This window comes from Flavobacterium sp. CF136, assembly GCF_000282055.1.
In the GTDB taxonomy this organism is placed as follows: domain Bacteria; phylum Bacteroidota; class Bacteroidia; order Flavobacteriales; family Flavobacteriaceae; genus Flavobacterium.
This window is the reverse complement of the sequence record NZ_AKJZ01000072.1, coordinates 17,631-43,204: the sequence shown is the minus strand read 5'-3', so window position 1 is coordinate 43,204 and position 25,574 is coordinate 17,631. Positions and strand designations below refer to the sequence as shown.

At 34.3% G+C, this 25,574-nt stretch carries 22 protein-coding genes and 1 tRNA gene; 18 read left to right on the top strand and 5 right to left on the bottom strand.

All coding sequences use genetic code 11. From position 1 onward, the window contains the following. Positions 1–278: 278 nt before the first annotated feature. Entirely contained in the window at positions 279–2,255 is a 1,977-nt protein-coding gene (dnaG, locus tag PMI10_RS18270) for a DNA primase (protein ID WP_007810687.1), read from the top strand. Here dnaG and PMI10_RS18265 read toward each other — a convergent pair. Beyond that, on the bottom strand, positions 2,252–2,881 hold the full coding sequence (locus tag PMI10_RS18265) for a response regulator transcription factor (RefSeq protein ID WP_007810686.1): 630 nt from the start codon (positions 2,879–2,881) through the stop codon (positions 2,252–2,254). The genes dnaG and PMI10_RS18265 overlap by 4 nt on opposite strands. A 93-nt stretch (positions 2,882–2,974) precedes the next feature. After that, positions 2,975–3,781 (bottom strand): NAD(+) synthase, encoded by an 807-nt coding sequence (nadE, locus tag PMI10_RS18260; protein WP_007810685.1) that lies wholly within the window; start codon positions 3,779–3,781, stop codon positions 2,975–2,977. 99 nt (positions 3,782–3,880) lie between these two features. On the opposite strand from nadE, the gene gldB reads away from it, so the two are divergent. After that, entirely contained in the window at positions 3,881–4,837 is a 957-nt protein-coding gene (gene gldB / locus PMI10_RS18255; RefSeq protein WP_007810684.1) for a gliding motility lipoprotein GldB, read from the top strand. Further along, positions 4,837–5,172, top strand: coding sequence for a gliding motility protein GldC (gldC, locus tag PMI10_RS18250; RefSeq protein WP_007810682.1), 336 nt, complete (start codon positions 4,837–4,839; stop codon positions 5,170–5,172). The genes gldB and gldC overlap by 1 nt, the downstream gene beginning before the upstream one ends. Before the next feature lie 144 nt (positions 5,173–5,316). On the opposite strand, the gene yihA is transcribed toward gldC, so the two are convergent. Both yihA and PMI10_RS18240 read right to left on the bottom strand, forming a co-directional pair. Continuing rightward, positions 5,317–5,937 carry a ribosome biogenesis GTP-binding protein YihA/YsxC gene (yihA, locus tag PMI10_RS18245; protein WP_007810681.1) on the bottom strand — a complete coding sequence of 207 codons (621 nt, stop codon included), beginning with the start codon at positions 5,935–5,937 and terminating at the stop codon, positions 5,317–5,319. Positions 5,938–5,978: 41 nt separating this feature from the next. Next, complete coding sequence (locus tag PMI10_RS18240; RefSeq protein ID WP_007810680.1) at positions 5,979–6,743, bottom strand: alpha/beta fold hydrolase; 765 nt, start codon at positions 6,741–6,743, stop codon at positions 5,979–5,981. Between the two features lie 377 nt (positions 6,744–7,120). On the opposite strand from PMI10_RS18240, the gene PMI10_RS18235 reads away from it, so the two are divergent. From PMI10_RS18235 to PMI10_RS18165, 15 genes are all read left to right on the top strand, one after another. Next, positions 7,121–7,594: a division/cell wall cluster transcriptional repressor MraZ gene (locus PMI10_RS18235; protein WP_029273286.1), complete on the top strand. Its 474-nt coding sequence runs from the start codon at positions 7,121–7,123 to the stop codon at positions 7,592–7,594. Further along, complete coding sequence (rsmH, locus tag PMI10_RS18230) at positions 7,569–8,477, top strand: 16S rRNA (cytosine(1402)-N(4))-methyltransferase RsmH (protein ID WP_193361714.1); 909 nt, start codon at positions 7,569–7,571, stop codon at positions 8,475–8,477. Before PMI10_RS18235 ends, rsmH begins: the two co-directional genes overlap by 26 nt. A gap of 14 nt (positions 8,478–8,491) precedes the next feature. Then, positions 8,492–8,839, top strand: coding sequence for an FtsL-like putative cell division protein (locus tag PMI10_RS18225; RefSeq protein WP_007810677.1), 348 nt, complete (start codon positions 8,492–8,494; stop codon positions 8,837–8,839). After that, the gene (locus tag PMI10_RS18220) at positions 8,830–10,836 is read left to right on the top strand and encodes a penicillin-binding protein (protein ID WP_007810676.1); all 2,007 of its coding nucleotides are present in this window, start codon (positions 8,830–8,832) and stop codon (positions 10,834–10,836) included. Before PMI10_RS18225 ends, PMI10_RS18220 begins: the two co-directional genes overlap by 10 nt. Next, a complete protein-coding gene (locus PMI10_RS18215) occupies positions 10,833–12,296 on the top strand; it encodes a UDP-N-acetylmuramoyl-L-alanyl-D-glutamate--2,6-diaminopimelate ligase (protein ID WP_007810674.1) in 1,464 nt (487 codons plus the stop codon). The genes PMI10_RS18220 and PMI10_RS18215 overlap by 4 nt, the downstream gene beginning before the upstream one ends. Positions 12,297–12,373: 77 nt before the next feature. Continuing rightward, positions 12,374–13,603, top strand: a complete 1,230-nt coding sequence (mraY, locus tag PMI10_RS18210) for a phospho-N-acetylmuramoyl-pentapeptide-transferase (RefSeq protein ID WP_007810673.1) — start codon at positions 12,374–12,376, stop codon at positions 13,601–13,603. Between the two features lie 270 nt (positions 13,604–13,873). Further along, positions 13,874–15,205, top strand: a complete 1,332-nt coding sequence (gene murD / locus PMI10_RS18205; RefSeq protein WP_007810672.1) for a UDP-N-acetylmuramoyl-L-alanine--D-glutamate ligase — start codon at positions 13,874–13,876, stop codon at positions 15,203–15,205. 80 nt (positions 15,206–15,285) lie between these two features. Beyond that, positions 15,286–16,605: an FtsW/RodA/SpoVE family cell cycle protein gene (locus PMI10_RS18200; RefSeq protein ID WP_007810671.1), complete on the top strand. Its 1,320-nt coding sequence runs from the start codon at positions 15,286–15,288 to the stop codon at positions 16,603–16,605. Positions 16,606–16,654: 49 nt separating this feature from the next. Beyond that, positions 16,655–17,743: an undecaprenyldiphospho-muramoylpentapeptide beta-N-acetylglucosaminyltransferase gene (gene murG, locus PMI10_RS18195; RefSeq protein WP_007810670.1), complete on the top strand. Its 1,089-nt coding sequence runs from the start codon at positions 16,655–16,657 to the stop codon at positions 17,741–17,743. Positions 17,744–17,821: 78 nt separating this feature from the next. Beyond that, positions 17,822–19,171 (top strand): UDP-N-acetylmuramate--L-alanine ligase, encoded by a 1,350-nt coding sequence (murC, locus tag PMI10_RS18190; RefSeq protein WP_007810669.1) that lies wholly within the window; start codon positions 17,822–17,824, stop codon positions 19,169–19,171. Next, positions 19,158–19,880: a cell division protein FtsQ/DivIB gene (locus PMI10_RS18185; RefSeq protein ID WP_007810667.1), complete on the top strand. Its 723-nt coding sequence runs from the start codon at positions 19,158–19,160 to the stop codon at positions 19,878–19,880. Before murC ends, PMI10_RS18185 begins: the two co-directional genes overlap by 14 nt. 6 nt (positions 19,881–19,886) lie before the next feature. Next, positions 19,887–21,296, top strand: coding sequence for a cell division protein FtsA (ftsA, locus tag PMI10_RS18180; protein WP_007810666.1), 1,410 nt, complete (start codon positions 19,887–19,889; stop codon positions 21,294–21,296). A 78-nt stretch (positions 21,297–21,374) separates the two neighbouring features. Continuing rightward, positions 21,375–23,369 carry a cell division protein FtsZ gene (gene ftsZ / locus PMI10_RS18175; RefSeq protein WP_007810665.1) on the top strand — a complete coding sequence of 665 codons (1,995 nt, stop codon included), beginning with the start codon at positions 21,375–21,377 and terminating at the stop codon, positions 23,367–23,369. A 297-nt stretch (positions 23,370–23,666) separates the two neighbouring features. Further along, positions 23,667–24,116, top strand: a complete 450-nt coding sequence (locus tag PMI10_RS18170) for a GatB/YqeY domain-containing protein (protein WP_007810664.1) — start codon at positions 23,667–23,669, stop codon at positions 24,114–24,116. 69 nt (positions 24,117–24,185) lie between these two features. Continuing rightward, positions 24,186–24,259 (top strand) — tRNA-Arg (locus PMI10_RS18165). A gap of 407 nt (positions 24,260–24,666) precedes the next feature. Here the strand turns inward: PMI10_RS18165 and PMI10_RS18160 are convergent. Then, on the bottom strand, positions 24,667–25,383 hold the full coding sequence (locus PMI10_RS18160) for a glycosyltransferase family 2 protein (protein WP_007810663.1): 717 nt from the start codon (positions 25,381–25,383) through the stop codon (positions 24,667–24,669). Positions 25,384–25,574: the final 191 nt, after the last annotated feature.

The following is a 25,574-nucleotide window of genomic DNA, read 5'->3' as shown; positions in this document are numbered from 1 at the left end:
GCTTGTCAATTGGAAGGGGCTTCGACTCCGTTCAGCCGGACAAAGGTTTCGATGGGATTTAGGATCCTAAATTTGCTAACGTCATTCAATATTGCTTTTTTGAAAAAAAATAGCCCTCAGGAAGACAGTGATTTCTGGAAGTATAAAGTTAAGAATACAATTGGTTAGTTAGTAGAAAAAGTGCTTCGAAAGAGGCGCTTTTTTTATGCAAAACCTTAAAATTTCAAGAAGGATTTGTGTACTTTTACAAGCTTTCAATTTTAAAAATATTTTACGTTTTGATTTCACAAAATACAATTGATACTGTTTTTGAAACTGCTCGTGTAGAGGAGGTTATTGGTGATTTTGTTAATTTAAAACGTGCCGGCAGTAATTTCAAAGGATTGAGTCCATTCTCTGATGAACGTTCTCCGTCGTTTATGGTTTCGCCTGTAAAGCAAATCTGGAAAGATTTTAGTACCGGAAAAGGAGGGAATTCTGTTAAATTCCTGATGGAACATGAACATTTTACGTATCCGGAAGCCATTCGATATTTAGCCAGAAAATACAATATCGAAATTGAGGAAACCGAACAGACAGATCAGGAAAGAGCGATAACAGATGTGCGCGAAAGCATGTATTTAGTTTCGGAATTTGCTTCAAAATATTTTCAGAATGTACTTTTAAATACCGAAGAAGGAAAAGCAATCGGATATTCTTATTTTAAGGAAAGAGGCTTTACTAATGATACTATTAAGAAATTTGCTTTAGGATATTCGCCTGAAACCTGGGATGCTCTTACAAAAGAAGCGCTTGGTCAGGGCTATAAATTAGAATATTTAGAAAGCACAGGTTTAACGATTGCCAAAGACGATCGTCCTTTTGACAGATTCAAAGGCCGCGTAATGTTCCCGATACAAAGTATGTCAGGACGTGTTTTAGGTTTTGGAGGCCGTATTTTAACCAACGATAAAAAAGCAGCCAAATATTTAAATTCACCCGAAAGTGATATTTACCATAAAAGTAAAGTGCTTTACGGTATTTTTCAGGCCAAGCAATCAATTGCAAAACAAAATAATTGTTATTTGGTTGAAGGTTATACAGACGTAATTCAGTTCAATCAGGCCGGAATTGAGAATGTTGTGGCCTCATCCGGAACGGCCTTGACACCTGATCAGATTCGATTAGTTAATCGTCTGACTAAAAATATTACGGTTCTTTTTGATGGCGACGCTGCAGGGCTTCGTGCTTCTATCCGGGGAATCGATTTGATTCTGGAAGAAGGAATGAACGTAAGAGTCTGTGCTTTTCCTGACGGAGAAGATCCGGACAGTTTTGCCAGAAAAAATTCTCATGATGATTTGGTTGCTTATTTAGAAGAAAACAGTAAAGATTTTATACAGTTTAAAGCTTCGATCTTAATGAAAGATGCTAAAAACGATCCTATAAAAAAAGCTGATTTGATTCGTGATATGGTTAATAGTATCTCGAAGATCCCGGATCGTATTCAGCGTGAAATATACATTCAGGAGTGTGCCAGAATTATGGATATTTCTGAGCAGGTTCTTTTGAGTACTTTGGCACAATTAACTCAAAAAGATGTCGCTGAGGTTGGTAAAAAGCAAAAACAAGAGCAAAAAGCTTTTGAGGTTTTTAAAAATGAAAATCCTGCGGAACAAGCTGAAAAAGTTGATATTTTATATCGTTTAGAACGTAAAGTAATTGAGATTTTATTGCTTTATGGAGATAAAACAGAAGAGTTTGAAGATGTGCTTTTAAAAAGTAATGAAGAAGGCGAAATCGAAATGGTTACCGAAAAGAAAGAATACAAAGTTTTTCAGCGAATTTATTTGAGTTTGCAAGAAGACGAAGTAGAACTTTCGAACGAATTATTCCGAAATGTTTTTACAGATTTAATCGCCTTTTATAATCAAAACGAAAGCTTTAGCCTTGAGCAATATTTAATGCGTCTGCAGCCTGAATTTGCTCAGGAAGTAACAGATATTTTAATGGAAGATGAAAAGGTAAGTCTTCATAACTGGGAAGGACAAAATATTTTTGCAAAAGATAAACAGGCGAGTATTGCCCAATATGTTTCAGAGACTATTTTGTCCATACGATGGTTTTTGGTTGACCGGATTATTGAAGAATTAAAAAGCTCTATACAACCTGATAGTTCAGATAATACAGAGCTTTTGTCTATGGTGGTTGATTACTCAAAATTAGTTAATTCCTTTTCGAAAAAACTGGGAAGAGTAATGTCACGATACCATTAAATAATTTCTAAAGTCTTAGCTTTATTTACTAAGTCAACTAAATTAGTAACATTCAATTTAGTTAATAACCTCAATTTGTAAGTACTGATCGTTTTTTCGTTCAGGTTTAAAATTTTAGAGATCTCATTATTTTTCTTACCGTCACTTAAGTAACGCAAAACTTCAATTTCACGATTAGAAAGTTTTCTGTATAAACGTTCGCTTTTGCTTTGTTTAGCAATAAGTGCCATGTTCTTACGTACAGTTTCGTTGATGATAACTTTTCCTTCGTGTACCTTAATAATTGAAACGCCTAGAGTTTCAAGTTTTTCAGTTTTGTGTACATAACCTGATACTCCTGCTTTAATTGCATTAGGAGCATACATTTGTTCAGCTAGATCACTAAAGATCACAATTTTTGTTTTTGGGAAGTTTTTCAGAATGGATTTTACTTCAAAGATACTTGAGAGACCTTCTAATTCTAAATCTAATATTAGAATATCGATCTCCTTCGTTTGAAGAATATCTCTTACCATTGAAAAATTTCCTACGTTGGCGACAATTGAAATTTGATCGTGGTCTTTAAAATACGACTTAACGCCAAAGTGAGTCACAGGGTGGTTGTCTGCTAGACATACTTTAATCATAATTTTACCTTTTTTAGAATTGTTCATTGTTTTTGGAACTGTAAAATTAATAAATAAATTCTGTAATTAATGGCAGATAAATGTTAAAAAGTTTTATTTTAACGTTTTTGGTATTAAACAGACAGGTATAGCTTCCATTTTATGCTTATTGTTGGTATTTAAACGTTTATAGATTTCAAAGACAGATTTCTCTCTTCCGCTGTAGTCAGATGCTGTATTTCCTGATTCTTCCGCTAACATTGCCCATTCAAGTTCATCATAACTTGCACCTAATTGATCTTCGTCAGTTCTGTTGTCGCCAAACAATCCATCCGTTGGGGCAGCAGTTAAAATTGATTCAGGTATTGTTAAAAATTCTCCAAGTGCATAAACATCAGACTTCATCAAGTCGGCGATCGGACTCAAATCGACTCCGCCATCTCCATATTTGGTATAAAAACCTACACCAAAATCTTCAACCCTGTTTCCTGTTCCCGCAACTAATAATCCGTGGATTCCTGCCAAATAATATAAAGAGGTCATTCTAAGGCGTGCACGTGTATTGGCGAGTGATAAACTTACTTTTGCCTCATCGTCAGATTTTGGCATCGAAGATTTAAACGCTTCAAAAATAGCTGTCAGATCAGTTTGCGTATTTGAAACATTCGGGAAACGTTTCTTTAATTGTTCAATATGTTCTCTTCCTCTCGAAACCTGACTTTCGGCCTGATGAATTGGCATTTCGACACATAAAACTTTTAATCCTGTCTGAGCACATAAGGTGGAGGTCACAGCAGAGTCAACTCCTCCGGAAATTCCGATTACAAAACCATTTACTTTTGCATTGTTAGCATATTTTTTTAACCACTCTACAATGTAGGTATTTACTTTTTCTGTCTGAATAGTGCTTTTTTTAGCCATAATAGTTCAAGTTTTAAGATACAGGGATGTATATTTGCACAAATATTTTTAAGTATACATTTACTTAAAGTTAAGTAACACAAATCTAATTAAAATAAAATGAAAATATATCGCTTTGTAGTGGTTCTATGCTTGTTTTTTTTATCATGTGATCAAAAAAGTAAAGTAGAAAAAGCTGTTGAAGAAATTCCGGTTGATATTAAGGTAGAACGTTTTGATAAGGTATTTTTTGAAACAAAACCGGAAGATTTAGCCAAAGTTAAAAAGCAATACCCATTCTTTTTCCCTCCGGGAAATGATGATACTATTTGGTTAAGTAAAATGGAGGATCCTATTTGGAGAGAAGTTTATACCGAAGTTCAAAAAAAATACTCAAATTTTGAACCTGTCCGTCAGGAATTTAATGCTTTATTTCAGCATGTAGAATACTATTTTCCAAAAACGAAATTGCCAAAAGTAATTACTGTAATTTCTGAAATGGATTATAACAATAAAGCAATCTACGCAGATAGTCTTGTAATTGTTTCCCTGGAATTGTATTTGGGTAAAGAGCATAAGTTCTATCAGTTTCCAGATTATCTGAAGCAAAATTTTGAAGAAAGACAAATTATGCCGGATGTGGTTTCCAGTTTTGCTTTCAGAAAAATTCCGTCATCTCCTGACAGGACTTTGATTTCTCAAATGATTTTTGAAGGAAAACAATTGTATGCAAAAGATTTGCTTTTACCTGAATTTTCAGATGCTGAAAAAATTGGTTATACTCCGGAACAAATAAAATGGTGTGAAGAAAATGAAGCCTATATGTGGCGTAATTTTATTGAAAACGAAATATTGTACAGTGTTGATCCTAAATTAACGACACGTTTTATTGCGCCTGCTCCGTTTTCTAAATTTTATTTAGAAATAGATAACGATTCACCCGGAAGAGTTGGGGCGTGGCTTGGCTGGCAAATAGTCCGTTCTTATATGAAGAATAATAATGTGACTTTGCCGGAATTATTAAAAACAGATGTAAAAGAGATCTTCGAAAAATCAAAATATAAACCTAAGAAATAATGTCAGATATAATAAACTCAGAAATTAAATTCAACATAGAATTAGATGAAAACCGCGTTCCCGAAAAATTAACATGGAGTGCTCAGGACGGTGGCGTGCAAGCCGAAGAAGCGAAAGCAATCATGTTGTCTATTTGGGACAGTAAAGCCAAAGAAACAATGCGAATTGATTTATGGACAAAAGATATGCCTGTTGATGAAATGAAAATTTTCTTTCACCAGACTTTGGTAGCAATGTCGGATACTTTTAAACGTGCTACCGACGACGAAAAAATGTCTGATACAATGAAAGATTTCTGTGATTATTTTGCAGAAAAACTTGAATTGACAAAATAGAAGAAGTCCCAATATAAAAAATCCCAAATTCTAATTTTTACGATTAGAATTTGGGATTTTTTTATTGAGTATTGTTTGATCTGAATTTATAACTTTGTGTCACCCTGAGCGAAGTCGAAGGATTGGAATTTAATTCTTCAGAATTTAAAACTGATTGTTGTTCTTAAAAACTTCCTGGTTCACTTCATCTATATACGATAAAAGTTCTTCTTTTCCGGTTGATTCAGTAGCAGAAGTCACAAAATAATGTGGCATCTCTTCCCAGTTATTGGCAAACATTTGTTTTTTGTATGCGGCAATATGCGAGTCAACTTTGGTCTTGCTGATTTTGTCTGCTTTGGTAAAAATAATGCAAAACGGAATCTCGCTTTCGCCCATATACGACATAAATTCAATGTCTATGTTCTGTGCCTCATGGCGAATATCAATTAAAACAAAAGCACAAACCAATTGCTCTCTGGTTTCAAAATAATCAGTGATAAATTGCTGAAAAACCGATTTTGTTTTTTTAGATACTTTAGCGTAACCATATCCCGGTAAATCGACCAAAAACCAATTATTATTAATTTTAAAATGATTAATTAATTGAGTTTTTCCTGGTCTCCCTGAAGTTTTAGCTAAATTTTTATGATTGGTAAGCATATTAATCAAAGACGACTTGCCTACGTTTGATCTTCCTATAAAAGCATATTCCGGTAAAAAATCCTGTGGACATTTTGAAACTTCAGAATTGCTTATTATGAATTCGGCGGTATTAATTTTCATGTTGTTGGGTTTTAAAACCTCTTTAAGTCGAAAGTTGGATGCTAGAAATTCTTTTTGACGAGCCATTCTTCAAGAATTTCATTAAATTCCTGAGGATGTTCCATCATAGCAGCATGTCCGCATTTGTCTATCCAGTACAAAGTTGAATTAGGCAATAATTTATCAAATTCTTCCGCCACGTTTGGTGGAGTTACGGCATCATTTTTACCCCAGATGATACAGGTTTCAACTGTCATTTTTGGTAAATCTTTTGCCATATTATGGCGAATAGCGCTTTTCGCAATTGTTAAGGTTTTGATTAGTTTGATACGATCATTAACCGTAGCATAAACTTCATCAATAAGTTCAGGAGTGGCAATTGCAGGATCATAAAATACATCTTCAGCTTTCTTTCTGATATATTCATAATCACCTCTTTTTGGGTAACTGTCTCCCATTGCGCTTTCGTAAAGTCCGGAACTTCCGGTGATTACAAGTCCGGCTACTTTTTCGGGATATAATTTGGTATGGTAAAGGGCAATGTGTCCCCCTAGTGAATTCCCTAATAAAATAACTTTGTCATAACCTTTAAAATTGATAAAATCTTTTACGTATTTCGCAAAACTTTTTACGTTCGTTTTTAAAATACTCTGAGTGTATATTGGCAAATCAGGAATAACAACTTTAAATCCTTTCGTTGGAAAATATTCCGCTACAGCATCAAAGTTACTTAGGCCTCCCATTAAGCCATGTAAAATAACGATAGGAGTTCCTTCACCAGCTTCAAAATAGCTGTATTTACCTTCTTTTTTGTAGTTTTTGTCCATTTAATCTAATGCCAATTTCAATTTGGACAAATATAGGGTTTAATAAATAAAAATAAATTTTTGGTGCTATTTTTTAACTACATAATTTTTGTTTCGATGCTAACTATTTAAAAATCAGCTTTAAGAGTTAGTTTTGAAGCAATGCTTAAATGTTAAAAAATTTACATTATAATTAATTTTTTAAGAAAAAAAGCGTGTAATTTTTTTGATTGATTAAGATAATAGTTATTAAGCTAATTAATAGTTAAAGTATTGATTGATTATAAATTAAGTAATGTGGTAGGAAAGTGGTTAAACTTATTAACAAAGTGGTATATAGTGGTAAAATGTGGTAATATTTTTTATATTTTTGCTGTATAACTATATAATGCTTTTTCTTGAACACAATTGTAGGAACATATGAGTGTAAAGTTGATGCTAAAGGAAGGCTGATGATGCCTGCTCCCTTAAAAAAGCAATTGGCTTCTTCTCTTCAAAACGGATTTGTTTTGAAGCGCTCTGTTTTTCAACCGTGTTTAGAATTATATCCGATGGAAGAATGGGATTTGATGATGCAAAAAATCAACAAATTGAATCGCTTTGTAAAAAAGAACAATGATTTCATCCGAAGGTTTACTGCCGGGGTTAAAGTGGTAGAAATTGATGCATTGGGAAGATTGCTGGTTCCGAAGGATTTGGTAGCTTTTTCAAGTATTTCGAAAGATGTCGTTTTTTCATCTGCGGTTAATATTGTGGAGATTTGGGATAAGGATTTATATGAAAAATCAATAAGCGGCGAAGATATGGATTTTGCAGATCTGGCTGAAGAAGTAATGGGAAATATTAATGACGACGACAATGGAATATCATAATCCGGTTTTACTTCATCCTACAGTTGATGGTTTAAATATTAAGCCTGATGGAATTTATGTAGATGTTACGTTTGGAGGCGGAGGTCATTCAAAAGAAATTTTGAGACGATTGGGGCCAAACGGAAAGTTGTTTGCTTTTGATCAGGATGAAGATGCTCTTGCAAATACATTGCCGGACGAAAGGTTTACCTTGATTAATGAGAACTTCAGATTTATAAAAAGATTTTTACGGTTTCACGGAGTAAAAAGCGTTGATGGAATTTTGGCAGATTTAGGGGTTTCATCGCATCAGTTTGATGTTCCGGAAAGAGGATTTTCAACACGTTTTGATGCCGGGCTGGATATGAGAATGAGTCAGAAAAATGATTTGAATGCGTATCGGGTGGTTAATGAATATGATGATGCTGATTTGAGAAGAGTATTCTCGGATTATGGAGAATTGAAAAATGCGCCGGTTTTGTCAAGAACAATTATAGAGGCCAGAGAGTATCAGCCAATAAAAACTACAGATGAATTGAAAGAAGTTTTGGCGAAACATCTGCCTGAAAGAGTTCGAAATAAAATATTGGCCCAGATCTATCAGGCGATTCGTATTGAAGTAAATCAGGAAATGGATGTTTTAAAAGAGTTTATCGAGCAATCGTTAGAAATTCTAAACCCGGGAGGAAGATTTTCAGTGATTTCATATCATTCATTAGAAGATCGACTGGTAAAAAGATTTATTAAAAACGGAATGTTTGAAGGGGAGCCTGAACGAGATTTTTACGGAAATTTTACGGTTCCGTTTAAGACTATCGGAAAATTGATTGTTCCTGACGATGCTGAAATCAAAATCAATAACAGGGCGAGAAGTGCAAAATTAAGAATTGCTGAAAAGATATAATATATAGGTAGAAAATGAAAAGTGGTGTATTCGACATATTAAAAGCAAGATTTCTGATTAATGATGACGCTGTGAAAAACTGGCGGTTCATTGTTTTTATCATTCTGCTTGCTATTTTGATGATTGCGAATACACAGCGATACGAACAAAAGGTTTTTGAAATTGCAAAACTGAATAATGAAGTAAAGGAATTGCGCTCAGAATTTGTAGACCGACGTTCAGAATTGATGAAGTTAAAAATGGAGTCAACGGTTTCGGATAAGATGCTTGAAAAACAAATTTATCCTTCAACAGTACCTCCAACGAAGATAGAAGTTAAAAAAGAAGAAGAAAAAAATTTCTTTAAAAGAATATGGCAGTAGACGATAAATACATATCCTACAGAATTTACCTGGTAGCAGTTTTCATCTTTTTGATGGCAATTGCTATTGTCGTTAAATTAACTAATATTCAATGGGTAGAAGGAGATTATTATAGAAAACTGGCGAAACAGCGTACGGTTAGAAATTTTGTGATTCCTGCCAATAAAGGAAATATATATTCGGCTGACGGAAGTTTGCTGGCAACATCGATTCCTAATTATGAAATTAGATTTGATGCAAAAGCGCCTAAAACGGAAACTTTTGAAAAATACGTAAAAGCATTATCAGATTCACTGGCTACGGTTTTAGATAGGCCAGGCGGTTTTTACGAACAAGAATTAAGAAAAGCGAGAGCCAATAAAAATCGTTATTATTTGATTGCCCGCAAATTGAGTTACACTGACTATGTAAAAATAAAAGGTTTTCCCTTATTCAATTTAGGAGCTTTTAAAGGTGGAATTATAGTTGAACAAGAAACCGTTAGAAAACATCCGATAGGAAAAATTGCAGAAAGAACAATTGGTTACGATCGTATTGACCCTGCAACCGGAGTAGAAGTTGGAAAAGGAATTGAATGGGCGTTTAAAAGTTATCTGAACGGAAAAGACGGCAAGATTTTAAAGCAGAAAATTGCAAAAGGACAGTGGAAACCTATTCGCGATTTAAACGAAGTTGATCCTATAGATGGATATGATGTTATTTCGACAATTGATGTTTTTATTCAGGATATTGCACATCATGCTTTATTGAAACAATTAGAAGAATATGAAGCAGATCACGGTTGCGTGGTGGTAATGGAAACAGAAACGGGTCATGTAAAAGCCATTTCGAATTTAGGAAGAACCGAAGCTGGATCGTATGAAGAAACTACAAATTACGCTGTAGCGGAATCCCATGAACCAGGTTCCACTTTTAAATTAGTCGATTTAATGGCGATTTTAGAAGATAAAGTGGCAGATACAAGTAAGATTTACGATAGTCACGGCGGACAAATAAAATATTATGGTCGTGCTGTTAATGATTCACATAAAGGAGGTTACGGAAAAGTATCGTTGGCGCGTGGATTCGAATTATCGTCTAACACAGTAATGGTTCAGGCAGTTTATGAGAATTATAAAAATAATCCATCAAAGTTTGTAGATCATATTAAAAATTTCGGATTGCATAAAACTTTAGGATTGCATTTTCAAGGAGAGGGAAGAGCAATTATTCCACATCCCGGAGATAAAAACTGGTCAGGAGTTTCACTTCCGTGGATGGCTTTTGGTTACGGAGTTTCTGTTACACCAATGCAGACTTTGACTTTTTACAACTCAGTTGCGAATAATGGAGTAATGGTAAAACCACAGTTTGTTTCTGAAATAAAAGAATGGAATAAAACCATTAAGAAATTTGATGTAGAAGTGATTAATCCGAAAGTATGTTCTCCGGAAACCATAAAAAAAATAAAAGCAGTACTGTTGAATGTGGTTAAAAAAGGAACAGGGTCAAAGTTGTATTCGAAAGATTTTTCGATGGCAGGAAAAACAGGAACAGCTATGGTAAATTATGGTAAAGCGGGGAGAGAAGGAATGTATTATGCTTCTTCATTCGTAGGATATTTTCCGGCAGATCATCCAAAATATTCTTGTATAGTGGTGGTTCACAAACCAAATACAGCTAACAATAATTATTACGGTGCTGATGTTGCAGGACCGGTTTTTAAAAGAATTGCCCAAAAAATATTTACAGATGCACCTTCAACGAACAAAATAAAACAACTGGATTCTAAAATTCCAAAACAGGAATATAGTTATGATAAGTATAATTTAGAAGTAAATAAGAAATCAAAACTGATTCCGAACCTGAAAGGAATGCCTGGAATGGATGCTATTGCTTTATTAGAAAACTTAGGTTTAAAGGTAAAAGTAAACGGAATTGGGAAAGTAAAAAAACAGTCATTACAGGCTGGTCAGAATATTAGTAAAAACACAACAATAGTATTAGAGTTATCGTGAAAATACTTAAGGACATATTATATAAAGTAGCGATCGAATCTGTAACGGGTTCGACAGAAATTGCTATCCATAAAATTGATTTTGATTCAAGAAAAATTGAAGAAAATGATGTTTTTGTGGCTATTCGCGGAACACTTTCTGATGGTCATGATTATATCGAAAAAGCAATTCAATTAGGAGCTGCTGCAATTATATGTGATGCTTTGCCGGAGAATATTGAAAAAGGAATTACCTATATAAAGGTAAAGGACACCAATACAGCACTGGCTTTTATGGCAGCTAATTATTTTGGGAATCCTTCTGAGAAATTAAAATTAGTTGGTGTTACAGGTACAAACGGAAAAACTACCATTGCTTCACTATTGTTTCAATTGTTTCAAAAAGCCGGTTTTAAAGTTGGTTTATTATCAACAGTAAAAATCATGGTTGAGGAAACAGAATATAATGCAACGCATACAACCCCGGATTCTATTACAATCAATCATTATTTGAGTGAAATGGCGGAAGCCGGTGTAACGCATTGTTTTATGGAAGTGAGTTCGCATGGAATTCATCAAAAACGTACCGAAGCTTTGCATTTTGTTGGCGGAGTTTTTACGAACCTGTCTCACGATCATTTAGATTACCATCCAACTTTTGCAGAATACAGAGATGTAAAAAAATCATTTTTTGATTCGTTGCCAAAAACAGCTTTTGCCTTGTCAAACATTGATGATAAAAACGGACCGGTGATGCTGCAGAATACGATTGCGAGAAAACGTACTTATGCTTTAAAAACATACGCTGATTTTAAGGCTCAGATATTAGAAAGCCAATTATCCGGATTATTATTAAAAGTAAATGATAATGAAGTTTGGGTAAAATTAATAGGGACGTTTAATGCTTATAACGTATTGGCAATTTACGGTACAGCTGTTGAGTTAGGAATGGACAGTCTTGAGGCATTGCGTTTACTGTCTGATTTGGAAAGTGTTTCAGGACGTTTTCAATATATTGTTTCGGAAGGGAATATCACTGCGATTGTAGATTATGCCCATACGCCGGATGCTTTAGAAAATGTATTAAAAACGATTGATGATATTCGCACAAAAAACGAACAATTGCTTACCGTTGTTGGCTGTGGTGGAAACAGGGATAAAACGAAACGACCAATTATGGCTAAAATCGCTGCAGATTTTAGTGATAAAGCCATTCTGACATCGGATAATCCCAGAAACGAAGATCCGGAAACGATTCTTAATGAAATGGAGGAGGGAGTCGAAGCACATAATTATAAAAAGATGCTGAGAATTACAGATAGAAAACAAGCAATAAAAACAGCTTGTCAATTAGCTCAGGCTAACGATATTATTTTAATTGCCGGTAAAGGTCATGAGACCTATCAGGAAATAAACGGTGTTCGTCATCATTTTGACGATATGGAAACGGTAAAAGAAATTTTAGATCAACTAAATAAATAATAATCAATTTTGAAATTCTAAATATCCGGAACAGATGGGATCTGGAATTTCAAAATTGGAATTTAAAATAAAAAGATATGCTATACTATTTATTTGAATATTTAAACAAAACAATGGATGTTCCGGGAACAGGGGTTTTCCAATACATTACTTTCAGATCGGCTTTGGCATTTATGCTTTCATTGCTTTTGTCAACGATTTACGGAAAAAGAGTTATCAATTTTTTACGTAATCAACAAGTGGGTGAGACTGTTCGTGAGTTAGGTCTTGCAGGTCAAAATGAAAAAGCGGGAACACCTACAATGGGAGGACTGATTATCATTTTTGCAACGCTTGTACCGGTTTTGTTATTTGCCCGTCTGCATAATATTTACATTGTATTGCTTATTGTTACAACTCTTTGGATGGGGACAATTGGTTTTGTTGACGATTATATTAAAATATTCAAAAAAGATAAACAAGGACTTAAAGGAATTTTTAAAGTTATCGGTCAGGTTGGTTTGGGAATTATTGTTGGTGCAGTTTTATATTTCAATCCGGCTGTAACTGTGAGAACCGATACAGGAAGAACCGATATTTATAAAGGCGTAAGCACAACTGTGGTTTTACCGACTCCTGTTGAAGAAAAATCAACAGCTACAACAATCCCTTTCGTTAAAAATAATGAATTTGATTATGCTGAAGTTTTATCTTTTATGGGGGATGGATATGAAAAATGGGCATGGTTAATTTTTATTCCGGTTGTTATTTTTATTATCACAGCGGTTTCAAACGGAGCTAATTTAACGGATGGAATTGATGGTCTCGCCGCGGGAACTTCGGCGATATCTGTCCTCGCACTCGGAATATTTACGTTTGTTTCGGGGAATATTATTTTCTCGAATTATCTTAATATTATGTACATCCCCAATTCGGGAGAAATGACGGTTTTTATATCTGCTTTTGTGGGGGCTTTAATTGGATTTCTTTGGTATAATTCATACCCCGCATCTGTTTTTATGGGAGATACAGGAAGTTTGACTATAGGGGGAATCATTGCAGTTTTAGCAATTGCTGTCCGCAAAGAAATATTGATTGTTTTATTCTGCGGAATTTTCCTGGCAGAGAGTGCTTCGGTAATTATTCAGGTTGCTTATTTTAAATATACAAAAAAACGTTTTGGTGAAGGCCGTAGAATTTTCCTGATGTCGCCTTTACATCATCATTACCAGAAAAAAGGATATCATGAGAGTAAAATTGTAACCCGATTCTGGATTGTTGCCATCATGTTAGCCATATTATCAATCGTTACTTTAAAACTAAGATAAGTTCAATTAAAAATTGAGAATTAAAATTAAGAGTTTTTATTAAGCTTGAGATTTCATATAAAGAAGCGAGAGGAATTATTTATTGATTAAAATTATTGAAAGCGACAGATTATATCTCTGTAAGTGAATTCGACAGTATCTATGGTGAGGCTGATGAACTTTGCAGAATATTATCAAAAATTATAATAACCCTAAAAGGAAAATAGGAATTCGATTAAAAGTCTAAAGTGATTTTTAATTTTTAATTCTCAATTTTTAATTAAACAGAGTATGAGACTAGTTGTTTTAGGAGGAGGAGAAAGTGGTGTAGGTACCGCTATTCTGGGTAAGAAAAAAGGATATGATGTTTTTGTATCTGATTTTGGAAAAATAAAAGAAAGCTATAAAGAAGTTCTTATCATTAATGGAATTGCCTGGGAAGAAGAACAACATAGTGAAGACTTGATTTTAAATGCCGATGTGGTAATGAAAAGTCCAGGGATTCCGGATAAGTCTCCCATCGTAAAAAAGCTTATTGAGGCTGGAGTAAAAGTGATTTCGGAAATAGAGTTTGCAAAACCTTTTACTGAGGCTTTAACTATTGGAATTACAGGAAGCAATGGTAAAACAACAACAACAATGTTAACCTATCATTTGCTGAAATCAGCAGGTTTGAATGTTGGTATGGGCGGTAATATCGGGAAAAGCTTTGCATGGCAGGTGGCCGAAAATAAATATGATGCCTATGTGCTGGAATTAAGCAGTTTTCAGCTTGACGGAATTATAGATTACAAACCTGACATTGCCATTATAACAAACATTAGCCCGGATCATTTAGATCGGTACGAATATAAATATCAAAAATACATTGATTCTAAGTTCAGAATAACGATGAATCAGACTGAAAGTGATTATCTTATTTATGATGCAGATGATCAGGCAATTACAGAGTGGTTGCAGCATAATACAACAAAAGCAAAATTAATTCCTTTCTCATTGACTAAAGTATTCAATGAAGGGGCTTCTATAAATAACAACAAAATGGAAATACAGATCAACCAGGAAGAGTTTACAATGGAAACAGAATACATTGCATTAGAAGGAAAACATAATATGAAAAATGCAATGGCAGCAAGCTCAGTAGCAAAATTGATGCAAATTAGAAATGCAACAATTCGCGAAAGTTTATCTAATTTTCAGGGTGTTGAACACCGTTTGGAGAAAGTTTTAAAAATTCAAAATGTACAATACATTAACGATTCGAAAGCGACAAATGTAAATGCTGCTTTTTTTGCTTTAGACAGTATGAATGTTCCAACGGTTTGGATTGTTGGAGGTGTTGACAAAGGGAATGATTACAACGAATTAATGTCATTGGTCCGTGAAAAAGTAAAAGCAATTATCTGCTTAGGAATTGATAATCGTAAAATTATTGAAGCTTTTGGAAACGTTGTTGATATTATGGTCGAAGTGAACAACATGAGCGACGCCGTAAAAACAGCGCAGCGTTTAACAGAAAAAGGTGATGCTGTTTTGTTGTCTCCGGCTTGCGCTAGTTTTGATTTATTTGAAAATTACGAAGACAGAGGGAAGCAGTTTAAGCAGGCAGTACATAACCTGTAAAGAAAAATAGTTTCATGTTTCAAGTTTCACGTTAGGAGGAACTTGAAACATGAAACAAGAAAAACTTGAAACTAAGCACTATGAAAGAATTAGTAAACAAATTAAAAGGAGATAGGGTAATATGGTCATTTGTGGCTTTATTAGCGCTGTTTTCGTTTATGCCTGTTTTTAGTGCGAGTAGTAATTTGGCATATATAGGTCACGGAACCGGAAATACTTTGGGTTATTTGGTAAAACATCTGGCGCACATTTGCATCGGATTCCTGATTATTTATTGGGTGCATAAAGTGCCGTACCACTATTTCAGGGCTATTTCTAAAATTGCATTGCCGGTAGTTTGGATCTTATTACTTTATACATTGCTGAAAGGGACAGTAATTGCGGGAGCAAATGCAAGTCGTTGGATTCAGGTTCCTTTTATCGGAATTACATTTCAGACTTCTACTTTGGCTTCAATTGTATTGTTTATATATGTTGCTCGTTATTTATCAAAAACGAAAGAAGAAAATGAACCTTTTCAAACATCATTTGTACAGCTTTGGGTGCCGGTTTTCATAACATTAGCACTCATTTTACCAGCCAATTTTTCGACGACAGCGTTGATTTTCTGCATGGTTATGATGCTGACATTCATTGGTAAATACCCATTAAAGTATATAGGTTTTATTATAGGTTCAGGAATTGCAATGTTGGTGTTTTTTCTTTTGGTAGCGAAAGCTTTTCCGGATTCAAGATTCTTTAGCAGGGTATCAACTTGGGAAAGTCGTATTATGAATTTTACCACAGATAAACCTGACGAAGATGATTATCAAATTGAAAAGGCAAAAATTGCAATTGCATCCGGAAGATTAGGAGGTTTAGGTCCTGGGAAAAGCGTGCAGAAAAACTTTTTACCGCAATCGTCATCCGATTTTATTTATGCTATAGTTGTTGAAGAATATGGACTTGTTGGTGGAGTTTCTATTTTGCTTTTATACCTATTGTTATTGTTCCGATTTGTTATAGCATCTCACAAGGCAAATACATTGTTTGGAAAATTAGTCGTCGTCGGGCTCGGTTTTCCGATGATATTCCAGGCGATGATAAATATGGCGGTAGCAGTTGAATTATTACCGGTCACGGGACAAACACTTCCGTTAATCAGTAGTGGGGGTAGTTCAATTTGGATGACGTGTTTCGCTCTCGGAATTATCATTAGTGTAACTAAAAAAGATGAAGAAATAGTTGAAGAGCAACAAGAAAAAGAAAGAAGAAAAGAAGCACTTCAAAGATTAATAGATAAAGAATTAGCAGAAGAAGATTTGCCAAGTGATCAAAGAGAGGAAGCGTATAAAGAAGAGCAAATGTATTCAATAGAAGATAATTCTAAAAATCCGATGAATGCGGTTTTAAATAAATGATGCAGTTTAAAAATAGAATAGTTTTAAGGCGTTTTAACTTTTAAAGAATATGACAAAGTATAAATTCATACTAAGCGGTGGCGGAACAGGAGGACATATCTATCCTGCGATTGCGATTGCAAATGAATTAAAATTACAATTTCCTGATGCCGAATTCCTTTTTGTGGGTGCTAAAGATAAAATGGAAATGCAAAAAGTACCTCAGGCAGGTTATGAGATAAAAGGACTTTGGATTGCAGGTTTACAGAGAAAGCTAACGTTGCAAAATATGATGTTTCCGCTAAAATTGGTAACAAGTTTATTGGAATCAAGAAAGATTATTAAAAAATTCAAACCGAATGTTGTAATTGGAACTGGTGGTTTTGCCAGCGGCCCTTTATTGCAGGCAGCAGGTTCAGCAGGAATTCCGACAGTAATTCAGGAACAAAATTCATTTCCTGGTATTACAAATAAATTGCTGAGTAAAAAAGCCAATGCAATTTGTGTTGCCTATGAAAACTTAGAGCGTTTTTTTCCTAAAGAAAAAATTGTACTTACAGGAAATCCTGTCCGTCAGGATTTAATAGATATTGATAGCAAAAGAGATGAGGCAATTGCTTTCTATGGTTTAGATCCGAACAAAAAAACACTATTGGTTTTAGGCGGAAGTTTAGGTGCCAGAAGAATCAATCAGTTAATTGAAAAAGAATTGCAAAATTTTCTTTCGCAGGATGTTCAGGTAATCTGGCAATGCGGAAAATTATATTTTGAAGATTATAAAAAATACAATCAGCCAAATGTAAAAGTGGTTGATTTTATTGAAAGAATGGATTTTGTGTACGCTGCAGCCGATGTGATTATTTCAAGAGCAGGAGCTTCATCAGTTTCGGAATTATGTATTGTTGGGAAACCGGTAATTTTTATTCCGTCACCGAACGTAGCCGAAGATCATCAGACAAAAAATGCGCAGGCGATTGTAGATGCAAAAGGAGCTATTTTATTGAAAGAAACAGAATTAGAAAGTCAGTTTAGTATTGTTTTTGAAGCTTTATTGAAAGATGAAGGAAAACAAAAGCAACTAAGCACAAATATAAAAAGATTGGCAAAACCGAAGGCAACACAAGATATTGTAGCTGAGATTATTAAATTAATAAACTAAAAGATTAGTTAAAAATAAAAAGGAGATAAGGTTAAAAGATTTTAGAAAATTTTGACTTTAAGACATTAAAACTGAATTATGAATTTAAATCAAATACAAAACGTTTATTTTATTGGCATCGGAGGTATCGGAATGAGTGCTCTTGCCCGTTATTTTAAAAATATCGGAAAACAGGTTTCAGGTTACGATAAAACACCGTCAATGCTGACAAATGAGTTGATTGAAAGTGGTATTAATATTCATTTTGAAGATAATATTAATTTGATTCCTGAAGGATATTTTGTAGAAAACACATTAGTCGTTATTACACCGGCTGTTCCAAGAACACATTCAGAATGGAATTATTTTTTAGAAAGAGAATATCAGGTTAAAAAACGTGCTGAAGTTTTAGGAATCATTACTAAAGATACATTTTGTTTTGCCGTAGCGGGTACGCACGGAAAAACTACAACATCAAGTATTTTAGGGCATGTTTTATATGAAAGTGGTGCTGATGTTACAGCTTTTGTTGGTGGAATTGTTGAGAATTATAATTCGAATTTAATTGGAAGCGGGAAAAGTGTAACCGTTGTGGAAGCAGATGAATTTGACAGGTCGTTTTTGCATTTACACCCGGATATAGCCTGCATTACATCAATGGATGCTGACCATTTGGATATTTATGGAACCAGTGATGCTATTGAAGCCTCATTTCTTGAATTTGCTTCAAAAGTAGAAGATAAACATAATTTATTTATTACTAAAGAATTGTGGATAGAAGGGGTTCAATGTGCTATTAACGAGGATGCTGCATATAAGGCACTGAATGTTCGTATAGAAAATGGAAGTTATGTTTTTGATGTGCAGACACCATCAGAAATCATGAAAGATCTGCATTTTGGATTGCCTGGAAAACACAATTTAATGAATGCATTGATGGCTATTGCAATGGCAAAAACTTTTGGTACGCCAACAGATAAAATTGCAAAAGCGATTGCATCATTTAATGGAATAAGAAGACGTTTTTCTTATCAGATAAAATCAGAAAAATTAGTCTATATCGATGATTACGCACATCATCCAACAGAAATAAATGCAGTGCATCAGGCGGTTACCGAGTTATATCCGGGACGCAAAGTATTAGCAGTTTTTCAGCCGCATTTATTCAGCAGAACAAGAGATTTTGCTGATGGATTTGCGGAAAGTTTATCTGCTTTTGATGAAGTGTTTTTAATGGATATTTATCCGGCACGCGAATTACCAATGGAAGGGATTACTTCTGAATGGTTAATGGATAAAATGACAAATTCGAACAAAAAAATTGTTGCAAAAAGTGATTTATTAGCGCAGATTAAAGCCAGTGATGCGCCAATAATTGTAACAATAGGAGCTGGTGATATTGGTGAAATGGTTCCATCAATCAAAAAAATGTTAAATGAAACTATTTAATTGGACAAATATTCGATTAATTCTAATTTTTGGGGTTGTACTTTTTTTGTATTCGTTTGCCCAACATAGAAACGGAGATAGAAAATTAAAAAAAGCTATGGTCGTTTTTGTAGGAGAAAATGCGATTTTCGTGAAGCCGGAAACGGTTAATAAATTGTTGATAGAAAATAAAAAAGACGCTTCCAGTATCCGAAAAGATGAGTTAGATTTGAATAAAATAGAAAAAATCCTGGATACGCAAGAGATGATTGAAAAGTCAGATGTATTTGTAAGTATCGATGGTGTTCTAAAAGCGGTAGTAAAACAGAAGACCCCGATTGCCCGTATTTACGATGGCGATAGGTCTTTTTATATTGATTATGAGGGTAATGAAATGCCTTTGTCAGACAATTTTACAGCGCGGGTCCCTCTTGTTTCCGGGGCAATAAATAAAAAAAATAACGAAGATTTAGCTACTCTCTTTCGCACAATTTATGACGATGCGTTTTTGAAAAAAAACATCATTGCAATTGAAATTATGCCTAATGGGAGCTTAAAAATGTTTAACAGAAATTATAATTACTTCATTGATTTTGGAAGAACGATGAATGTAGATGAAAAATTCAGAAATTATAAAGCCTTTTTTCAAAAAGCAGTTTTAGACAGTTCGTTATATAAATACAATAAAATTGATCTCAGGTTTACGGAACAAGTAGTTTGCACAAAATAATAGAAAATGGAAAAAGATAACATTGCAGTAGGTCTAGATATTGGAACAACCAAAATAGTTGCCATGATAGGCAAAAAAAATGAGTATGGTAAGCTGGAAATTTTGGGAATAGGCAAATCCAAAAGTTTGGGTGTTGCGAGAGGTGTTGTAAATAACATTACGCAAACTATTCAATCCATTCAGCAAGCTATTCTTGAGGCCGAAAATAATTCAGGTTATAAAATTAAAGATGTTGTCGTTGGGATTGCCGGACAGCACATCAGAAGTATTCAGCATACAGATTACATCAGCCGCAGTAATCCGGAAGAAGTAATTGGCGAAAATGATATTCAGCTTTTGATTGACCAGGTAAATAAATTGGCGATGTTACCGGGAGAAGAAATTATTCACGTTTTGCCACAGGAATTTAAAATTGACGGACAGTCTGAAATAAAAGAGCCCATCGGAATGTATGGCGGAAGATTAGAATCCAGTTTTCACGTTGTAGTTGGCCAGGCATCATCAATCAGAAATGTTGGAAGATGTATTCAGAGTTCAGGAATCGAATTGTCCGGATTGACATTAGAACCATTAGCTTCTGCTGATGCAGTTTTGAGTCAGGAAGAAAAAGAAGCTGGTGTTGCGCTTATCGATATTGGTGGGGGAACAACAGATTTGGCCATTTTTAAAGATGGGATCATTCGTCATACTGCTGTAATTCCGTTTGGAGGGAATGTGATTACAGAAGATATTAAAGAAGGATGTTCAATTATCGAAAAACAAGCGGAGCTTTTAAAAATAAAATTCGGATCAGCCTGGCCGGGAGAAAATAAAGACAACGAAATTGTTTCTATTCCGGGATTAAGAGGCAGAGAGCCAAAAGAAATTTCGCTTAAAAACTTATCTAAAATCATTCACGCCCGTGTGGTGGAAATTGTAGAACAGGTTTTTGCTGAAATTAAAGCTTATGGTCATGAAGATCCCCGTAAAAAATTGATTGCAGGAATCGTTCTTACCGGTGGAGGAGCACAACTAAAACATATCAAACAATTAGTTGAGTACATCACAGGTATGGATACCAGAATTGGATATCCAAACGAGCATTTAGCAGGTAATTCAAGTGAAGAAATTTCAAGTCCGTTATTTGCTACGGCAGTTGGATTAGTAATGAATAGTATCGAGAATAGTACGCAAAGTGCTGTTAGGGTGGAGGTTGTGAATGAGCAGCCAAGAGTAGTGTACAGAAATACTCCTCCTCCGGTTCAACAGCGATACGAAGTTGAAGAAAACTACGTTGAAAGAGTGGAAACTATTGAACAATCCAGAGACGTTAATAATAATGTTGCTGTTGAGGAATCTACAGAAACTAAAATAAGAAGGTCATTTTTTGATAGATATGTCGATAAAATCAAAGATTTTTTAGACAACGCAGAATAAGTTAAGAAAAGGAATTACTTGTTGCCCCAAGTCAAGAAGTAAAAAATGTATTAAATAAGAATTTCAAAAACCAAAAAGATGATGAGCAACTCAGAATTTGGAAGTATTTCATTTGATTTACCAAAAAATCAGTCAAATGTAATCAAAGTAATAGGTGTAGGCGGAGGCGGAAGTAATGCCATAAACCACATGTTCAAGCAAGGTATTAAAGGGGTAGATTTTATCGTTTGTAATACAGATTCACAAGCACTTCAAAACAGTGCCGTACCAAATAAAATTCAATTAGGTGTAAATTTAACAGAAGGTCTTGGTGCAGGGGCAAACCCTGATGTTGGACAACAATCTGCTATTGAAAGTATCGCTGAAATAGAAAAAATGTTAGAGCGTGGTACTAAAATGGTATTTATCACCGCGGGTATGGGTGGAGGAACAGGTACTGGTGCTGCTCCGGTAATTGCACAATTGGCAAAAGAAAGAGAGATTTTGACAGTTGGTATCGTAACAATTCCGTTTCAGTTTGAAGGAAAAGTGCGTCAGGAACAAGCACTTTTAGGGATCGAAAAATTGCGTAAGCAGGTCGATTCATTAATTGTAATCAATAATAATAAATTAAGAGAAGTATACGGAAATCTAGGTTTTAAAGCAGGATTCTCAAAGGCTGATGAAGTTTTGGCAACTGCCTCCAGAGGGATTGCTGAAGTTATCACACACCACTATACTCAAAATATCGATTTACGTGATGCAAGAACTGTTTTAGCAAACAGTGGAACTGCTATCATGGGATCTTCTGTTGCCGAAGGGGAGAACAGAGCAAAAGATGCTATTATTTCAGCATTGGATTCTCCGTTACTAAACGACAACAAAATTACAGGAGCCAAAAACGTATTGTTGCTTATCGTTTCTGGATCAAACGAAATTACGCTTGATGAGATTGGAGAAATCAATGATCATATTCAGGCAGAAGCAGGGTACAATGCTAATATTATCATGGGAGTTGGTGAAGACGAAACTCTTGGTGAAGCTATTGCCGTGACAATTATTGCTACCGGTTTTGATGTTGAACAACAAAATGAAATCGTAAATACTGAACCTAAAAAAATCATCCATACATTGGAAGATGAACAAAGAAGTGTTCATAATCTAACGAATAAAACACTTACTTCTTTCGATTTAAATGCTGAAACAGCTACATCTACTGCTAAACCAGAAGAGAAAATTGTTTTTGAACTGATGGAAGATACAACCCCTGTAGTTTCTGCTCCGGTTGCAGTTGCTCCGGTTACAGCATCTACATCAATGAATCAGGAAGAGTTAGTGGTAATGTCTGAGTTTATTAAAAACCTTGATGTAACTTTTGAAATTGTTTCACCAATTACAGATATTGATTTTAATATTTCATCGCCTGAAGTTGAAACTTTTCAAGAATTTAAACCAGTTCAGCAAAAAATAATTGAAAGAGAAGAACAAACTACTTTTTCATTTGATTTACCTCTTTTCAGAGCGGAACCGGAAGTGAAAAAAGAACCGGTTGCTGAGCAGGAAAGTAAAATTTTATTCGAACTGACAAATGAAACCCGTAATATAAAAGTAAATGATCCTGTGCAATTTGTACCGGTAACGGAACTTTCTGATAACGGAATCATTAAGTATTCGTTAGAAGAGTATATGGAGGTTGAGAATGATTTAGTTACATCAAAACCAATTGAAAAAGTCGTAGAAGATGTAATTCCTGAGGAATTAAATATCACTTTGAAACCAAGAGCTGAATTTGCTCAGGAAACCAGTTTGCCGTCTGCTGAAAATATTTCTCCGATGGAATTAACAATCGAAGAGACTTTGAGGTTAAGAGCTGAAGAAAGAAGAAAGAAACTAAAGGAGTTTAACTATAAATTTCATAATAATGTTTCGAGAATTGATGAACTTGAAAAAGAGCCTGCTTACAAAAGATTGGGTATCGATCTTTCAAATACACAATCAAATACAGCCAATTCAAGAATTTCTGTTGGTACTGACAGTAATAATGATTTACAATTGCGTTCAAATAATTCATTTTTGCACGATAACGTAGATTAATATTAAATCCATAATAATAGGATAACCCGAAAATTGGATTTAATTTTCGGGTTATTTTTTTTATCTTCGCACAGAATTTAGAAATTTGACTTTAAAAGTATTTATATTTAAAAAATATTGTCACCCTGAGCCCTTCGACAAAAGCTCAGGACAGGCTAAAGTCGAAGGCTTATTGTAAAAAAGGGCTTCGACTCCGCTCAGCTAGACAAAAAATATATTTTTATAATTTAGTCAGGAGCAAATTTTCAAATAATAATATCAATTTATAAGCATTGCTTATTCAAAATAAAAAATAAAATGAGTTTACAAACACAAATCATGGAAGAGATTAAAACTGCCATGAGAGCAAAAGATACAGTAGCATTAGAAGCATTAAGAGCAATTAAATCTGAAATGTTATTGGCAGCGACTTCTTCAGGTTCTAAAGAAGAACTGACGGAAGACGATGAAATTAAATTGCTTCAAAAGCTGGTTAAAACACGTAAAGAAAGTGCAAGAATTTTTACAGAACAAAATCGTCCTGATTTGGCTGAGCCTGAATTAGCTCAGATTGCTGTAATCGAGAAGTTTTTACCGGCTCAATTAAGCGAAGCTGAAGTAGAAGCTGTAATTGCTAAAATTATTGCTGAAACAGGAGCATCAGGAATTGCTTCAATGGGTAAAGTAATGGGATTAGCATCTGCTCAATTGGGCGGAACTGCTGAAGGAAAAACAATTTCTACAATTGTTAAGAAATTATTAGTTTAAAATTTTTAGTTTTAGAGTTCAGATTTTAGATTGAATCTGAACTCTAAAATCAATATCTATAATCAAAAAGACTGCGTAGTTCAACTGGATAGAATATCAGATTTCGACTCTGAGGGTTGCAGGTTCGAACCCTGTCGCGGTCACAAGAAAATTAAAAGCCTGTAAACACTTGTTTTTACAGGCTTTTTTATGGTTTGACTATTTTTTATTTTTCATAAAATTCATCATTGTATTGATTGTCGTCATTGTATAGGTTCGAATTCCAACAGAAAACAGTAAACTTTCTTAATAAATTAGCTGACATTCAAGTACGTCATTTTTTGAAGAGAGATGCGAAGGAAAAGGAGATATGATTTACAAAACAAAAATACAGTTATAGAAAAAACCTTTCTTCAGACTCTGAAATGAGAGTTTGCAAATATTAAAATATATTCATTTTCTAAAAACACTTTGGAGCATTTTTATTAAACGTATAGAGTGTTTTCCTGAGCTTCAGTATCCTGAAAAGTTAACCCATACTAGCGATAATCCATATATGGGGTTTATACAATTACAATCGTAATGCACCATATTTCAGAATACAATAAATAGCGTGGCATCCGTCTTTCCATTTGATTTTTTTTCCTTCATCATATGTTCTTCCGTAATAGGAAATTCCTACTTCGTATATCCTTATTTTTCTGATGCGGGATATCTTAGCGGTTACTTCGGGTTCAAAGCCAAAACGCTTTTCTTTAAGTACCAATGATTGTAACATTTTAGCATTAAACAATTTATAGCATGTTTCCATATCTGTCAGGTTCAGGTTGGTAAACATATTTGACAGGAAAGTGAGGAATCTGTTGCCTATGGTATGCCAGAAAAACAATACCCTGTGTGCATTTCCGCCCATAAAGCGGGAACCATATACTACATCAGCATGACCATCAAGTGCAGGCTTTAAAAGAATATTATATTCATTAGGATCATATTCTAAATCAGCATCCTGAACAATAATGTAATCACCTGTAGCCTGTTTAATCCCTGTATGCAATGCAGCGCCCTTTCCTTGATTTTTTATGTGTCTGAAAAACGACATTTTTAATTCAGGGTTTTGGGATCTATAATTTTCAATCTCTTCTGCTGTTGCGTCAGTAGAGCAATCATCAATTATTATGATCTCTTTGGTCATGCCACCTGTTAAAACAGCGGCTTTTATTTTATCCAGGATTAAACAAACTGTTTTGGCTTCATTAAAAACAGGGATAATTATAGAAAGTTTTTTCATTATTGATCCGGTAATGTACAAGTTATGAAAGCATATCAAAATGTAAATATCAGATTTTTATAAGATCTGAAAAAATAATAAAGTGTGAATATAAAATCAATAGTTATAAAAACACTTCTTTTTTATGTTGAAATTATGATGAATCTTTTTACAAGTTTAAAGTAAATATGTATCATAGCAAAATTTTATAT